This is a genomic window from Altererythrobacter sp. CAU 1778 (assembly GCF_054482795.1).
The window spans coordinates 501,749-518,085 of sequence record NZ_JBTLRP010000001.1; the positions used below are offsets into that span (position 1 = coordinate 501,749).

Annotated in this window: 12 protein-coding genes; 8 read left to right on the forward strand and 4 right to left on the reverse strand. The window is 65.6% G+C overall.

The window, feature by feature from the left end; translation table 11 throughout:
- Positions 1-71: 71 nt before the first annotated feature.
- Entirely contained in the window at positions 72-3,437 is a 3,366-nt protein-coding gene (locus ACXYN8_RS02155) for a hybrid sensor histidine kinase/response regulator (RefSeq protein ID WP_458887641.1), read from the forward strand.
- On the opposite strand, the gene ACXYN8_RS02160 is transcribed toward ACXYN8_RS02155, so the two are convergent.
- Together ACXYN8_RS02160 and acs are read right to left on the reverse strand one after the other, a co-directional pair.
- A complete protein-coding gene (locus ACXYN8_RS02160) occupies positions 3,420-4,052 on the reverse strand; it encodes a LuxR C-terminal-related transcriptional regulator (protein ID WP_458887642.1) in 633 nt (210 codons plus the stop codon). The genes ACXYN8_RS02155 and ACXYN8_RS02160 overlap by 18 nt on opposite strands.
- Positions 4,053-4,056: 4 nt before the next feature.
- Positions 4,057-6,006 (reverse strand): acetate--CoA ligase, encoded by a 1,950-nt coding sequence (acs, locus tag ACXYN8_RS02165; protein WP_458887643.1) that lies wholly within the window; start codon positions 6,004-6,006, stop codon positions 4,057-4,059.
- 169 nt (positions 6,007-6,175) lie between these two features.
- Here acs and ACXYN8_RS02170 point away from each other — a divergent pair, with 169 nt between their 5' ends.
- From ACXYN8_RS02170 to ACXYN8_RS02195, 6 genes are all read left to right on the forward strand, one after another.
- Complete coding sequence (locus ACXYN8_RS02170) at positions 6,176-7,576, forward strand: DcaP family trimeric outer membrane transporter (protein ID WP_458887644.1); 1,401 nt, start codon at positions 6,176-6,178, stop codon at positions 7,574-7,576.
- An 84-nt stretch (positions 7,577-7,660) separates the two neighbouring features.
- Positions 7,661-9,517 (forward strand): AMP-binding protein, encoded by a 1,857-nt coding sequence (locus ACXYN8_RS02175; protein ID WP_458887645.1) that lies wholly within the window; start codon positions 7,661-7,663, stop codon positions 9,515-9,517.
- 53 nt (positions 9,518-9,570) lie between these two features.
- Positions 9,571-10,134: a TMEM165/GDT1 family protein gene (locus ACXYN8_RS02180; RefSeq protein WP_458887646.1), complete on the forward strand. Its 564-nt coding sequence runs from the start codon at positions 9,571-9,573 to the stop codon at positions 10,132-10,134.
- A gap of 90 nt (positions 10,135-10,224) precedes the next feature.
- A complete protein-coding gene (locus ACXYN8_RS02185) occupies positions 10,225-10,686 on the forward strand; it encodes a Dps family protein (RefSeq protein WP_458887647.1) in 462 nt (153 codons plus the stop codon).
- Positions 10,687-10,760: 74 nt separating this feature from the next.
- Positions 10,761-11,384: a 6-phosphogluconolactonase gene (locus tag ACXYN8_RS02190; protein ID WP_458887648.1), complete on the forward strand. Its 624-nt coding sequence runs from the start codon at positions 10,761-10,763 to the stop codon at positions 11,382-11,384.
- A complete protein-coding gene (locus ACXYN8_RS02195) occupies positions 11,372-11,857 on the forward strand; it encodes an NUDIX domain-containing protein (RefSeq protein ID WP_458887649.1) in 486 nt (161 codons plus the stop codon). Before ACXYN8_RS02190 ends, ACXYN8_RS02195 begins: the two co-directional genes overlap by 13 nt.
- Here the strand turns inward: ACXYN8_RS02195 and dinB are convergent.
- Positions 11,843-12,982: a DNA polymerase IV gene (dinB, locus tag ACXYN8_RS02200; protein ID WP_458887651.1), complete on the reverse strand. Its 1,140-nt coding sequence runs from the start codon at positions 12,980-12,982 to the stop codon at positions 11,843-11,845. The genes ACXYN8_RS02195 and dinB overlap by 15 nt on opposite strands.
- Before the next feature lie 65 nt (positions 12,983-13,047).
- On the opposite strand from dinB, the gene ACXYN8_RS02205 reads away from it, so the two are divergent.
- Positions 13,048-14,316 carry a multidrug effflux MFS transporter gene (locus ACXYN8_RS02205; protein WP_458887652.1) on the forward strand — a complete coding sequence of 423 codons (1,269 nt, stop codon included), beginning with the start codon at positions 13,048-13,050 and terminating at the stop codon, positions 14,314-14,316.
- 55 nt (positions 14,317-14,371) lie between these two features.
- Here the strand turns inward: ACXYN8_RS02205 and ACXYN8_RS02210 are convergent, their stop codons facing one another.
- Entirely contained in the window at positions 14,372-16,309 is a 1,938-nt protein-coding gene (locus ACXYN8_RS02210) for an acetyl/propionyl/methylcrotonyl-CoA carboxylase subunit alpha (protein ID WP_458887653.1), read from the reverse strand.
- Positions 16,310-16,337: the final 28 nt, after the last annotated feature.

Genomic DNA, 16,337 nt, shown 5'->3' on the forward strand with positions numbered 1-16,337 from the left:
GGCGGCAGGAAACTGTCGCCCCTTACCGCTTTTGGCGCTAGCATCTTGCCGAGGGGAGGGCAGGCACCGACGTGTCGCAATGGTTCGTTCCGATCATCATGGCCGTCGCCTATGCCGCGTTCCTGTTCTGGATCGCGCATATCGGGGACAAGTCCCCGGCGGGCGGCCTGTTCATGCGTCGACAGCGCGCGATCCACGGCCTGTCGCTGGCGGTATACTGCACCAGTTGGACCTTCTTCGGCGCGGTCGGCACGGCGATGGTATCCGGCTGGTACTATCTGCCGATCTACCTTGGACCCATCATCATGTTCACCGTGTTCGCGCCGTTCGTGTCGCGGATGCTGGAGCTGGGCAAGGCGCAGCATTCCACCTCCATCGCCGACTTCCTCGCGGCGCGATACGGCAAGAGCGCGTGGGTCGCAGCGCTGGTCACGCTGATCGCGCTGTTCGGGGCGTTGCCCTACATGGCGCTGCAACTGCGGTCGGTCAGCCAGACGCTGGTGGCGCTCTCGCCGGAGATTACGTCCTACCTGCGCGATGGCGAGATCGTGCTGGCGGTGGCGGGCACGATGGCGGCCTTCGCCGTACTGTTCGGCACCGGGCGGCTGGACCTGACGCAGCATAACCGCGGCATGGTGCTGGCGATCGCCGTGGAAGCGGTGGTCAAGTTCGTCGCAATCGGGGCGGTCGCGGCGCTGGCGGTGACGGTCCTGTTCTCTCGGCCAGATCTCGGCTCCGTCGCCTGGGAGACCGTGGGAGAGACCTTTCCGACGGCGCAGCTCGACGCGCGCTTCGCCATGCTCACCTTTCTCGCGGCGATGGCGATCCTGTGCCTGCCCCGGCAGTTCCACATGCTGGTGGTCGAGGCCCAGGAAGACCGGCTCGAAGGCTCGATGCGATGGCTGTTCCCGGCGTATCTCGCCGCGATCAGCGCCGCAGTGATCCCAATCGTGGTCGCCGGCGCACTGACGATGCCGGCCGAGACGCCGGCGGACACGCTGATGCTCAGCCTGCCGCTTGCCAACGAGGCGGAATGGCTGGCGTTGCTGGCATTCATCGGCGGCTTTTCGGCTTCCACCGGGATGATCATCGTCACCAGCATCGCGCTGTCGAGCATGGTGACCAACGACCTGATCGTGCCGGTCGTCCTGCGCGAGCGGATGCGTCAGCGCGACGGGCGGCAGGTGATGGGCCCCGCGCTGATCATGGTGCGCCGCCTGACCGTCGTCGGCCTGCTTGCGCTCGCCTATCTTGTCGCGCGCGCGGTCGGCTCCGGCCCGACGCTTGCTGCCTTGGGAGAGATCGCTTTCGCGGGCGTCGCCCAGTTCGCGCCGGGCCTGCTGCTGGGGATGTGGTGGCGCAAGGCGAACCGCATCGGCATGATTGCCGGGCTGCTGGCTGGGTTCACCGGCTGGCTCGTCCTGCTCGCCGCCCCCGCGATGTTCCCGGACTACTCGCCGGTCATGATCGGGGACGATGTGCTGGTATCGGGTGCGGCGTTCAGCCTGCTCACCAACACGCTGTTCTTCGTGGTCTTCTCGATGGTTGGGGAGACGACGCTGGCCGACCGGGTGCAGGCCATCGCCTATGTCGGCCGGCAACGCGCCCTCCCGCACCCGGACGCGCTGGCAAGCGACGTGCGCGTCGCCGACCTGCGCCTGCTGCTGGAACAGTTCGTGGGAGAGGAGCGGGCGCGTGAAGTTCTGAATGCCGTGCGGCTGCAACATGGGCGCAACTATCGTGACGGCGATGCCGCCGACCTGGCGCTCCGCGATGCGACGGAGAAGACCATCAGCGCGATCATCGGCAGCTCTTCCGCCCGGATGCTGGTCGCCTCCACGCTGGAAGGCGATCCCGTTTCGCTGGAGCGGGTGGTGGCGATGTTCGACGAAACCAGCCAGCGCCTGCAGTTCGGTGCCGGGCTGCTTCAGATCGCGATCGAGCATATCGACCAGGGTATCTCGGTGGTGGACAAGCAGCAGCGGCTGGTCGCGTGGAACCCGCGCTATGTCGAGATGTTCGACTTCCCGGCCGAACTGGTCGAGGTCGGACGCCCCATTGCGGACCTGCTGCGCTTCAACATGCGCGCGCTGGGCTTTGCCGAGGCGACAATCGATGCGGAGATCGAGAAACGGCTGAGTTATCTCAGGGCAGGCTCCAGGCACCGCACGGAACGGATATTGTCCGACGGGCGCGTGCTGCGCGTCATGGGCAACCCCGCGCCCGATGGCGGATACGTTACCAGCTACAGCGACATCACCGCCGATCGCATCGCGGAACAGGCGCTGGAAGCCAAGGTTTTCGAGCGCACGCAACAGCTGGTCGAAACCAATGCCGCGCTGGAGGCGGCGACTCGTTCCAAGACGCGCTTCCTCGCCGCCGCCAGCCACGATCTGGTGCAACCGCTCAATGCCGCGCGCCTGTTCGCAAGCGCACTGGCGGAGGAGATCGATACGGAACGTCCTGCGGAACAGCGCCTGCTCGGCCAGATCGACCGTTCCATCGGCACCGCCGACCGGCTTCTGCGCGCGCTGCTCGACATCTCGCGGCTCGACGGCAGCAAGATCGACATCACCCGCACGCGCTTCTCGCTCGACCGGGCGCTGGCCGAAATCGGCAACGAGTTCGAGGTGCAGGCGGCCGCGAAGGGGCTGGCGCTGCGGATCCGGCCCTGCGGGCTCTGGGTGGAAACCGACCGGGGCCTGTTCGTCTCGGTCCTTCAGAACCTTGTCACCAATGCCTTGCGCTACACCGACAGCGGCAAGGTGCTGGTCTGTTGCAAGCGGCGCGGGCAGGCGGTCGAGATAGTGGTCGCAGACCAGGGCCCCGGCATCGCGCCTGCCGACCGGGAGCGTATCTTCGAGGAATTCACCCAGATTGGCCGGCAGCGCGGCGGAGAGGGGCTGGGGCTGGGCCTTGCCATCGTGCGCCGCATCGCCGCCATGCTCGGCACGCGGGTGCAGGTGCAATCGCAAGTCGGCCGAGGCAGCGTGTTTTCCTTCCGCCTGCCGCTCGCCACGCCGCTGGAAGCGCCGGTCGTGCCGCCAGACCAGCCGCAGCCAGCCAGCGCTCCGGCAGGGGCAAGGGTGCTCTGCATCGACAACGACCGCGCCGGCTGCGAAGGGCTGGTCGCCCTGTTGCGCCGCTGGGGGCTCGATGCCGAGGGCGCGGCCCATCCGGCGGAAGTGACCGGCACCGCGCGGCCACAATTGCTCGTGCTGGATTACCGCCTCGACGACGGGCTGACGGGGGACAAGGCCTACCCGCTGGTGGTGGAAAGGTTCGGGCGACCGCAGGCGACGATCCTGCTGACGGCAGAGGATACGGACGAAACCAAGGCGGCCGCGGAAGCGATCGGGGCGCAACGTTTGCTGAAGCCTGCCAGCCCCGCCGTGCTGCGGGCGCTGGTCAATTCAGTCCTACATATCGAGGCCTGAACCCTCCCCCGTTTCGATCTGCCTGGCGATCAGCACCGCCTGCGTTCGATTGGTCACGCCCAACCGCCGGAAGATGGCGGTGATATGCGCCTTCACCGTCGCCTCGCTGATGTCCATCTCGTAGGCGATCTGCTTGTTGAGAAGGCCGTCGGACAGCAGGCGCAGGATGCGGGTCTGCGCCGGGGTCAGGCTGGCGAGACGAGTGGGGGTGTCGTCTTCCGGCGTGTCGACTTCGGGAAATACGAGATCGCCGTCCGCCACCTGTTGCAGGCTCAGGGTCATGTCCGCGAGCGACGCCGTCTTGGCGATGAAGCCCGATGCGCCGAGGTCGCGCGCACCCGCGACGACGCGCGCCTCCCCGCTGGCGGAGATCACCACCACCGGCACTGCGGGGTAGAGCTTTCGCATCTCCATTAAGGCGGTCAGGCCAGCGCTGTCCTGCATGTGCAGGTCGAGCGTCGTCAGGTCGACGTCGCCCGCCGCCATTTCCGCTTTCACCGATCCTGCATCGCCAACCTCGACGATCGCGTGGGCCGGCCAGACCTTTTCGACTGCCGCGCGAATGGCGCTGCGCATCAGCGGGTGGTCATCGGCGATGACGATCCGGCGGGCCATCCGCCTAGCGGTTCTGCCGCCCTTCTATCAATGTCTCGACGATCGACGGATCGGCCAGGGTGGAGGTGTCCCCGAGCGAGCCGTAGTCGTTTTCCGCGATCTTGCGCAGGATGCGGCGCATGATCTTGCCGCTGCGCGTCTTGGGCAGGGCGGGGGTGAAATGCAGGTGATCGGGCGACGCGATCGGCCCGATTTCCTTGCGGACCCAATGGCGCAGTTCGGTGGTGAGATCGGCCGAACCGTCCTCTCCCGCGTTGAGGGTGACGTAGCAATAGATGCCCTGTCCCTTGATGTCGTGCGGATAGCCGACGACGGCGGCTTCGCTGACCTTGGCATGCAGCACCAGCGCGCTTTCCACCTCGGCAGTGCCCATGCGGTGGCCCGACACGTTGATCACGTCGTCCACGCGGCCGGTGATCCAGTAATATCCGTCGGCGTCGCGGCGACACCCGTCACCGGTGAAATACTTGCCCGGATAGGTGCTGAAATAGGTCTGCACGAAGCGTTCGTGGTCGCCATAAACCGTGCGCGCCTGACCCGGCCAGCTGCGCGTGATACACAAATTGCCTTCGTTCGCGCCATCCAGAACGACGCCTTCGTTGTCGACCAGTTGCGGACAGATGCCGAAAAACGGTTTGCCCGCGCTCCCCGGCTTCATGTCGTGCGCGCCGGGCAGAGTGGTGATCATGATCCCGCCGGTTTCCGTTTGCCACCACGTGTCGACGACGGGCGCTTCGCCCTTGCCCACGTTGTCGTGGTACCAGCGCCATGCCTCCGGGTTGATCGGTTCGCCCACGCTGCCCAGCAGGCGCAGGCTGGAAAGATCGTGCTTCGCCACGTGGCCCTCGCCTTCGCGCATCAGCGCGCGGATTGCGGTCGGGGCGGTGTAGAAAATGTTGACCTTGTGCTTCTCGCACACGGCCCAGAACCGGTCGTGGTCGGGATAGTTGGGGACGCCTTCGAACATCAGCGCGGTCGCGCCGTTCTGCAGCGGACCGTAGACGATGTAGCTGTGACCGGTCACCCATCCGATGTCGGCGGTGCACCAGTAGATTTCGCCCTCGCGGTAATCGAAGACATAGCGGAATGTCGTCTCGGTCCAGACGGCATAGCCGCCGGTCGAATGCAGCACGCCCTTGGGGCTGCCGGTGGAGCCTGAAGTGTAGAGGATGAACAGCGGGTCTTCGGCGTTCATGGGCTCGCACGGGCATTCGGTGCCGACATCCGCGCTGAATTCGTGATACCAGTGATCGCGGCCCTCGGTCATGGCGATCTCGCCGCCGGTGTGACGCACCACGATGACGCCCCTGGCCGAGGCCTTCTCCAGCGCCTTGTCGACATTGGCCTTCAGCGGCACGACCTTCGATCCGCGCAAGCCTTCGTCCGCGGTCACGATCCAGTCGCTGCGGCAGTCCTCGACCCGGCCCGCGATGGCATCGGGGCTGAAGCCGCCGAAGATCACCGAATGCACGGCCCCGATGCGCGCACACGCCAGCATGGCGAAGGCGCCTTCGGGGATCATCGGCATATAGATGGTGACGCGGTCGCCCTTTGCGACGCCGAGCTTCTTCAGCGCGTTCGCCATGCGGATCACTTCGGTCTGAAGTTCGGCATAGCTGATGCGCCGGACCTCTCCCTGCGGATCGTCGGGTTCGAAGATCAGCGCGATGCGATCGCCGTTTCCGGCGGCGACATGGCGATCGACGGCGTTGTGGCAGATGTTGAGCTTGCCATCTTCGAACCACTTGATGTCGACGGGATCGAAGCTCCACAAGGCGATCTTCGTCGGCTTTTCGACCCAGTCGAGCCGCTCCGCCTGCTCGGCCCAGAAGCCGTCGGCGTCGTCCACGCTGCGGGCGTACATCTGTTCGTAGTCGGCGGCCGTGCAGTGCGTCCCCTCTGCGGCCTTGGCGGGCATTGGCACCCGCTCGTTATCGTGTCCCGTGCTGCTCACTTGAGCCTCTCCTGCCTCTCGCGTTCAACTCTCTTCGCCCGCGCCTCTACTCCATCGGGTGGGCGGGATGCGTTACGACCATAGTCGTATAGACCATCCGCTCATAGATATGACCCCGCCATACTGCGAAATTCCCGGCCATCAGATAACGACACGGGAGGATCGTTCCATGACCACGGGACCAATGGGGAAACACGCACGACGGCTGGCCATCGCGCTGCTGGCTGCGAGCACGCTGGCCCCCGTAAGCGCAGCGGCGCAGGCGAAGGAATCGGTGGAGGATCGGCTCGACCGGCTCGAAGCGATGATCGTCGCCATGCAGCAGCAGATGCAGGCAGGGCAGACGGGTGCGGCGCAGGCGGAAACGGTCGAAGAACTCCGTGCCGCACTGGCCGAGACCAAGGCGCAGAACCAGGCGATAGCCGCGCAGCAGGCCTCGACCGAAGAACGCGTCGCGCAGGTCGAAAAGAACGATGCCAACGGCTTTCGCGTAGGCGACACGACGGTCAAGATCGGCGGCTATGCCAAGCTCGATGCGAAGAGCTTGCGGACCAGCGCCGGTCAGCTTCCCGGCGATTCGCTGGGGCGCGACTTCCTCATCCCCAGCCTGATCCCGGTGGGTGGCGAATCCTCGGGCTGGGACACGCATTTCCACGCGCGGCAGACCCGGCTGATCGTTTCGACCAGCACGCCGGTTGGCGACAGCGCGGTCGGCACGCATCTGGAGATGGACTTCCTTGCGACCGCAGGCGGCGACCAGCGCGTGTCCAACAGCTACAGCCCGCGCGTTCGGCAGGCTTTCATCACGTATGACGGCTGGACCTTCGGACAGGCCTGGTCGAACTTCCAGAACACAGGCGCGCTGCCGGATTCGGTCGACTTCGTCGGCACCATGCCGGGCACGGTCTTCGTTCGCCAGCCGCTGATCCGCTACAAGACGAAGAGCGGTTTTTCGATCTCCGCGGAGAACCCGGAAACGACGCTTACCACCGGCACCGGCGGTCGCATCCTGCCATCGGACGACAAGCTGCCGGACTTCACCGTCCGCTACGATGGTTCGAACTTCACCGTCGCAGGCATCCTGCGCCAGCTGACCGCTTCGGATACGGTGCTGGGTGCAACGGACGGCGCGAGTACGCTGGGCTATGGCGTTAGCGTCTCGGGCAAGTTGCCGATCGGCGGCAATGGCGACGACCTGCGGGTCATGGCGACCGTTGGCGAGGGTCTTGGCCGCTACATGGGCGCCAACATCGTCAACGATGCGGCGATCACGCCCGACGGCGATCTGGAGGCAATCGCGACCTATTCCGGCTCTGCCGCATTCCGCCATGTCTGGAGCCCCAAGGCGCGGTCTTCGATTGGCGGAAGCTATTTCAAAGCGGACAACCCGGTCGACCTGACCGGCGGGTCGCCGACCGACGAGGTGTGGAACGCTTTCGGCAACTTCATCTACTCTCCGGTGCCGAAACTCGATCTGGGCATCGAATACATGTACGCCGAACGCACCAACGAGGCCGGGCTCGACGGCAATCTGCAGCAGGTCCAATTCATGGCGAAATACGCCTTCTGATACCGGCGGGTCGCATTCCGGGGGGTGGGCGCTATTATGCCGGGTAGCGCCCACCCCTTTGCTGTTGGAGCGGGAGACAATCGTATGTCAGTCCAGAACGTCGCAATGCAGGCGGCGGACGATCCGCAAGGGTTTTGGCTAGGAGCGGCACGCGCGCTCGATTGGGCCCGGTTCCCTTCGCAAGCGCATGATGCGGCGAGCGACCGCTGGTTTCCCGATGGCGAGATCAACACCTGTCACAATGCCGTCGATCGCCACGTCGCGGCGGGCCGGGGCGGGGCGACTGCGCTGATCTACGAAAGCCCGATTACCGGGGCGGCGCGGAACTTTACCTTTGCCGAATTGCAGGAACGGGTGGCGCGTACGGCGGGCATGATTGCCGCGCAGGGCGTGGGCCGCGGCGACCGCGTGATCATCTATATGCCGATGATCCCGGAAGCGGTCTTTGCCATGCTAGCCTGCGCGCGGCTGGGTGCGGTCCACTCGGTCGTGTTCGGCGGTTTCGCCGCGCCGGAACTTGCCAAGCGGATCGACGATTGCACCCCGGCGCTCGTACTCAGCGCATCCTGCGGGTTCGAGCCTGGACGCACGATCGCCTACAAGCCCCTGCTCGACGCGGCGCTCGAACTCGCGCGGCACAAGCCTGCCGCGACGATCATCCTGCAACGCGACGCACTGGCAGCGGAGTTGCACGAAGGCCGCGATCTGGACTGGGAGGAAAGCTACGCCAGTGCAGAACCGGCGCAGTGCGTGCCCATCGGCGCCGGCGATCCGCTGTATATCCTTTACACTTCGGGGACGACCGGCACGCCCAAGGGCGTGGTGCGCGACAATGGCGGCCATGCCGTCGCGCTGCACTGGTCGATGTCCAGTATCTACGGTGTGCGGGAAGGCGATACCTTCTGGGCGGCCTCCGACATCGGCTGGGTCGTGGGTCACAGCTACATCGTCTACGGTCCGCTTCTGGCAGGCTGCGCGACGGTGCTTTTCGAAGGCAAGCCGGTCGGCACGCCCGATGCAGGCATCCTCTGGCGGCTGGTCGACAAGCACGCGGTCAAAGTGCTGTTCACTGCGCCCACCGCGATCCGCGCCATCCGGCGGAGCGACCCTGACGGCAGCTTCGTCGACGAGGCATCGCTCGCGTCGCTGCAGGCGCTGTTCCTTGCGGGCGAGCGGGCCGACCCCGACACGCTGCAATGGATCGCAGGCAAGCTCGACCGGCCGGTGATCGATCACTGGTGGCAGACGGAGCTTGGCTGGCCGGCCATCGCGACCTGCTTCGGGCTGGGGGAAACCTCCATCCGCGCGGGCAGCGCCGGACACGCCGTTCCGGGATACAGCTTCTGCGTGAAGGACGACGCGGGCGTTGCGGCTCCGACAGGGACGGTGGGCAATCTGCTCATCGAACAGCCCCTGCCGCCGGGAGCCTTTCGCGCGTTGTGGAACAATCAGGAGCGGTTCGCAGCGGGCTTCGCCGACTTTCCCGGCCATTACACCACTGGCGACGCGGGCATGATCGATGCCGACGGCTTCATTCACATCATGGGGCGAACCGACGACATCATCAATGTCGCAGGTCACCGCCTGTCCACCGGCCAGATGGAGGAGGTCGTCGCCAGCCATCCGCAGGTCATCGAATGCGCCGTGGTCGGCGCGGCGGACGATCTGAAGGGCGAAATGGCCGCTGGCTTCGTCGTCACTCGTCCCAATTGCGAGGATTTCGAGACGGTCCGCAAGGAACTGGTCAACGCTATCAGGAGCGAGATCGGACCCATCGCCAGCCCCCGCGCGATCTACTTCGTGGACAGCCTGCCCAAGACGCGTTCCGGCAAGATCCTCCGCAATCTTCTGCGCGATATTGTCAACGGTGCGCCGATTACGGTGCCGCAGACCATCGACGATCCGGGCGTCATCGACAGTCTGACCGCCGTGGTCGCCTGAACCGCGCCCCCCGCGCGGATTGCCTGCGGGTTCGCGGCTGCTAGAGCAACCCGATGCCCGGCTTCTTCCTCTCCTTCTGCGCAGTGCTGCTGTTGGCGGCGGGCGGGCGCGAGCAGCATCTGGTGGCGGTGCTGTCGCAGCGAATGGCGAAGCCGGTTCCGCTGCTGGCTATGGCGCTGATCGCGTCGCTGCTGACTGCCTGCGCCGCGACCGCGAGCGGTGCTTTGCTGAGCGACTGGCTTTCGCCCGGCGGGGCGCGGATGTTTCTCGCAGCTACGCTGGCGCTGGCCGGGGTCGAACTGCTGATCGAGCGAGCCGGCGATTCTCCGACCGAGCCCACGCGCTCTCTCGCCGCGATCCTGCTGGTGCTTGTCTGGCGGCAAGCGGGCGATGCGGCCCGGTTTGTCATCGTCGGCCTCGCCGCGAGCCAGGGCAATCCGTGGACGGTCGGGGCGGGCGCGGCAGGAGCGAGCCTTATCGGCGCGGCTTTCGCGTGGAGCATATCCGGGGATTTCGCAAAGGCGCTGCCATGGCGGAAGCTGCGGGCAGGGCTCGGCATTGTGCTGATGATTGTCGCGGTGCTGCTGGCCATGTCGGCACGCGGCGCACTTGGTTGATCGGGTGAAGCGATTACTCAGGGCAGAACTTGCGGTGAAACCGATTTATCCCGCGTCCGTTTGATCCTCGTACACACAAGGAGGAAATCAATGGCAAATGCCGGAGACAATGCGACCAAGGCTCTGGTCGCCGAACTGAACGGCCTGCTGGCCGACCATCTCGCGCTCTATCTGAAGACGAAGAACTTTCACTGGCACGTTGCAGGACCGCGCTTCCGCGACCTGCACCTGATGTTCGACGAACAGGCCGTGGAAATCCGCGACCAGATCGACGCCGTGGGCGAGCGCGTCCGCAAGCTCGGCCAGAACACGCTTACCTCGATCGGCTCGGTCGCCAAGCACACGCAGGTGAAGGACCAGGACAGCACTTCGCTGTCGCCCGAAGCGATGGTCGAGGAGCTCCGCGACGATAACGCAGCAATGGTCAAGCGCCTGAAGGCCATGAAAGACCTCGCCGAAGAGGCCGGCGACAACGCGACCGACGGATTGCTCGACGAATGGACCGACATGGCAGAAGAACGGGTCTGGTTCCTTACACAGACGCTGAAGTGATCCCCTCCACCACGTAGCGCCTGCAAGGCCGCGGCGGGGATAGCCTGCCGCGGCCTTTTCGCTATGGGTGTTGCATGGATAATGTGAACATCATCGACGATGCCGGGCCGGATGCGATCGCGGCATGGATCGCCGCCCATCTCGAAAACGCGCTCGCAGCCAGCGACGGGCCGGTGGCCTTCACCATGCCCGGCGGATCGACGCCCTTTCCGATCCTGGAACAGCTGGTCGCTCGTCCGCTAGAATGGTCGCGCATCCTGGTTTGGCCGGGCGACGATCGCGCCGTGCCCGAAGATCATCCCGCCTCCAACACCGGCAAGATCCGCGCGGCAGTGGAACCTGCGGGCGGCGAAGTGGTGACGTTGACGATCATGGAACAGGTGCCGCATTTCGCCTTCGCGTGGCTCGGCATGGGCGGAGACGGGCATATTGCCAGCCTTTTCCCGAACACCGATCCGCAGGTGGATGAGCCCGCGCCGATCGTGCGGCTGACACCGGACCCGCTGCCCCCCGAAGCGCCCTTCGACCGCGTTACGCTGACTATCCCGAGCCTGCTGGCGAGCGATGCCGTGCTGTTCACGCTCGGCGGCTCCGCCGAGAAACGCGCGGTGTTCGAAGCTGCGATGCGGGGCGAGAACGATCTGCCGGTTGCTCGCCTGCTGCGCGCGGCGCGTCAGCCGGTCACGTGCTTCGCCTGATCGAACAACTGCTGCCGCGCGGGCTGCATCGCCTCGCGCTGAGGATAGCACACAGGGCGCGCCATCGCTGGCGGGTGCTGCGCCGAGTGCCCCTGTCTGGCGTGTCGATCGTCGCCACCGATGATGCGGGCCGCGTGCTGCTGGTGCGGCACAGCTACGGCCCGCCGGTATGGGCGCTGCCTGGTGGCGGCGCCAAGCGCGGCGAGACGCCCGAGGCCACCGCGCAACGCGAGTTGCAGGAGGAGCTTGGAACGCGGGGCCGCAATCCGCGCCTGATCGGAAGCTTCGACGAAGTGCTGTCCGGCTCTCCGCATACCGCCCAAGTGGTGCAGGTGCTGGTCGAGTTCGAGCGGGTCACCCCCGACCGGCGTGAAATCGCCGAAGCGCGGATGTGCGCGCTCGATGCGCTTCCCGGCGACCTTGGCAGACTGGCCGCCGCGCGAATCCGTTTCTGGCAGTCACAGCAGCGATAGCTGCGCCGCCCGCGCAGCCTTTTCACGTCGGGAGGCTTTCTCCACGCCCCTTAGCGAGGACAGCGTCAGCCCCATCAGCCGAATGGGGCGCGGGAGCGGCAGTTCCTCCTCCAGCAGATCCCGCGCAATCGCGGCAAAGGCATCCTTCGTCTCGACGAGTTGCGGCACGGACTTGGCGCGCGAGTGAATGGTGAAATCGTTGTATTTCAGCTTCAACGTCACCGTGCGTCCGCTCGCCTCGTTGCGCTTGATCCTCTCCCAAACGATGTCGATAATCCGTTCCATCGTCTCGCGCAGTTCCTCCGGCGCGTGCTGGTCCTCGTGGAAGGTGCGCTCTCCGCCGACGGACTTGCGCGTCCTGCTGGAACGGACCGGGCGCAGGTCGATGCCGCGAGCGGCTCGATACAGATAATCCGCGAAGCTGCCGAAGTTCGCCCGCAGGAAAACCATGTCCCTGGCCGCCAGATCCGCGCCCGTCTCGATGCCCAGCCGCGCCATCTTCTCCGCCCCCTTCGGCCCGACGCCGTGGAAGCGCCGGACCGGCAGCGACTGGACGAAAGCTGCACCTTCGCCCGGCCGGATGACGCACAGGCCGTCGGGCTTGTTCTGGTCGCTCGCCAGCTTGGCGAGGAACTTGTTGTAACTCACCCCGGCGCTGGCGGTCAGCTGTGTGGTCTCCAGAATATCGCGGCGGATCATCTGCGCGATGCGTGTCGCGCTGCCAATGCCGTGGATGTCGTCCGTCACGTCGAGATAGGCTTCGTCTAGGCTCAGCGGCTCGACCAGCGGGGTGTAGTGATGGAAGATCGCGCGGATCTGCCCGCTGACCTCGCGATAGACGTCGAAACGGCTCTTGCAGAAAATCAGGTCCGGGCAGCGGCGCAGCGCGGTGACACTGGGCATGGCGCTTTTCACGCCGAACTTGCGTGCTTCGTAACTTGCGGCAGCAACCACGCCGCGCCCGCTCGACCCGCCAACGGCCACCGGCTTGCCGCGAAGTTCGGGATTGTCGCGCTGTTCGACGCTGGCAAAAAAGGCATCCATGTCGACGTGAATGATCTTGCGAAGTCCGGCGGCTTCGCTGTCGTCATCGTCTGGATCGTCGATCGCATCGGGTTCTTCCACGCAGGCGAATATAGTCCGGCGGGTTGCAAAGCGGAACCTTGTGCGCCACTTCGCATATTGTGCAGATGCGAACAGAAATGCCAGCCGGCGGAGAACGCCCACCCGCCGCCACGGCAAGTCGCAAACCGATCGGAGAGCGTGAGCTGATCTGGATGATGGCGTTGCTGATGGCGTGCAACGCCTTCGGGATCGATGCCATTCTTCCGGCGCTCGATTCCCTGGCAGGCGATCTCGGCGCGAACGGCAACAGCCGCCAGTTCGTGGTCGGCGCCTATCTCTTGTCCGCCGGCATCGGCACGCTGGTGCCCGGCGCTTTCGCCGACCGTTACGGCCGCCGCCCGGTGCTGTTCGTGGCGCTGGCGGCCTATATCGGCCTTTCGATCCTGTGTGCGCTGGCAGGAAGTTTCGAGATGCTGGTGGCCCTGCGCGCGGCACAGGGATTTTTCGCGGCAGGCATCATCGCCTTGCCGCCCGCGATCATCCGCGACCGGGTGGGCGGCGACAAGATGGCGCGGATGATGAGCCTGATTTTCGTGATCTTCCTGCTCGTCCCTGCCGTCGCGCCCAGCATCGGGCAGGGCATCCTCGCGATCTTCGGCAGCTGGCGGTTCATCTTTTTCGGCATGGCCGTGGCCGGCGTGGTGATGAGCGCGTGGGTCTATTTCCGCCTGCCGGAGACGCTGCACGAGGAAGACCGGCAGGACATCCACCTGCCCACGATCGTGCGGAACATGCGCCACGCCGTCACTCTGCGCGAGACGATCGGTTACACGCTGGGCAGCGCGCTGGTGTTCGGCGGATTGTTCGGCTTCATCAATTCAAGCCAGCAGCTCATCGGAGAGGCTTTTGGCGCGGGCGACCGTTTCCCGATGATCTTCGCGATCTGCGCGGGTTGCATGGCAATCGCCAACTGGTCGAACAGCCGGATCGTGGAACGGCACGGCGCGAGGCGGGTCAGCCACGTTGCGCTGTTCGCCTTCATCGCGGTGGCAGCCGCGCAATTGTGGTTCGCCACACGACCGGACGAAACGCTGTGGACCTTCGTGCCGCTGATGGCCGCGAACATGAGCCTGCTGGGCTTCATCGGCGCGAACTTCGGGTCGATCGCGCTTCAGCCGTTCAAGACGATCGCCGGCGCCGCGTCGAGCGCGCAGGGTTTCCTGCGGATGACCAGCGGCGCCGCTCTCGGCAGTTTCGTGGGTTATGCCTACGACGGCACGGCGCGCCCGCTCGCGCTGGCGTTGCTATGCACTGCGGTGCTGACGCTGGCCTTCGTGCTGTTCAGTGAACGCGGCGCGCTGTTCGGCCCGCCCGAGCCGGACGACGGCGACTGATCTTCCCCTCGAAAAGCAGGCGAAGGGCGAGCCTCGCCTGCTTTTAGGCCGCAGATCACGTTTCGGAAGGCTCCACCACCGCGAGCACCGCCTCGACCTGCACTTGTCCGCCGACGCTGGCGGCGAGTTCGGTGACGGTCCCGTCGAAGGGCGCGGTGAGCGAGTGTTCCATCTTCATCGCCTCGAGCACCATCAGCCGCTGGCCCGCAGTGACGCTATCGCCCTCGGCCACATCGACCGCGATGACCTTGCCCGGCATAGGGGCGAGGATCGCGCCGTCGTGGGCGGAGTGGGTGCCCGTGCCGTCGTGGCGCTCGCGCGTGATCCGGTAGGTTGTACCAAGCTCGACAGCGAAGATCTGCCCGCCCACGTCGCGATAGATGCTTTGCTGCTGCTGTTCGTAGCTTGGCTCGGGATCGAAGCGCGCCACGGCACCTTTCCCATTCACGGAAAGGCGGAACTGCGTATTGGGCTCGGCATTCAGGCGAAAGCCGGCCAGCGCCGTCTGGGCCGAAGTCATGCGCACCGCCGCCGTATCGAGCAGCCATTGCGGAACGTCATATTCCTGAAGTGCCAGATCGTCCTCGTGCGACGCGATGAAGCCCGTATCGAGCCGCGCTCTGCAGAAATCGGGGTTGACCAGCAGGGAATGCAGAAAGCTGGCATTGGTCTTGACCGGCCACACTGCGCTATCGCCGCAAACTTTGGCAAGCCCATTGACCGCTTCCTCTCGCGTCTCAGCGTGGCAGATCAGCTTGGCGATCATTGGGTCATAGAACGGGCTGATGGAATCGCCCTGTTCGACGCCGGTTTCGATCCGTACCGACTGCTCGAATTCGGATTCAAGCGCTCGGCCGCTCGGGACGGCGTTCCAGCGGGTCGGGCGTGCCGCCTTGGGAAGTGAGAAGAATTCCAATCGCCCCGTGCTCGGCAAAAACCCCTTCGCCGGGTCTTCCGCATAAAGCCGCGCTTCGATCGCCCAGCCGTTGATCCTGAGTTCCTCCTGCTTCAACGGCACCGGCTCCCCGCTCGCCACTCGCAGCTGCCACTCCACCAGGTCCACCCCCGTGATCTCCTCGGTCACGGGATGCTCGACCTGCAGGCGGGTATTCATTTCCATGAAGAAGATGCGGTCGGCGCGCAGGCCCTCGCTGGCGTCGGCGATGAATTCGATCGTGCCCGCACCCTCGTAATCGACCGCCTTGGCGGCGCGGACGGCGGCGTCGCAGATTTGTTTGCGCGTCGCCTCGTCCATGCCGGGGGCGGGGGCTTCCTCGATCACCTTCTGGTGGCGGCGCTGCAAGGAACAGTCGCGTTCGAACAGGTGAACGACATTGCCGTGGCTGTCGCCGAACACCTGCACTTCGATATGGCGAGGCGAGGTGATCCACTTTTCGAGCAGCACCTCGTCGTTGGAGAAGCTGGCCTTGGCTTCGCGCCGGCAGCTTTCGAGCGCGGCTTCGAAATCTGCCGCCGTATCGACCTTGCGCATCCCCTTGCCGCCGCCGCCTGCGACAGCCTTGATCAGCACGGGATAGCCGATGGCGTCCGCTTCAGACTTGAGGCGCTCGACCGATTGGTCTTCGCCCTCGTAGCCGGGCGTCACCGGCACGCCCGCCGCGCGCATCAGCTTCTTGGCGGCGTCCTTCAGGCCCATCGCCTCGATGCTGGAGGGCTTCGGCCCGACCCAGATCAGGCCTGCGTCGATCACGGCCTGCGCGAAGCCCGCATTCTCGGACAGGAAGCCGTAGCCGGGATGGATCGCATCGGCCCCGGTCTGCTTGGCCGCGGCGATGATCTTCTCGCCCACCAAGTAGCTCTCAGCCGCGGGCGAGGGACCGATATGCAGCGCTTCGTCGGCCTGCCGCACGTGCAGCGCCTTGGCATCGGCATCGGAATAGACCGCCACGGTGGCGATCCCCATTTCGCGCGCGCTTCGAATAATGCGGCAGGCGATCTCGCCGCGATTGGCGATGAGGAGCTTGGAAATCATGGTGCGGGGACTAGGCCGCGCGCCGCCA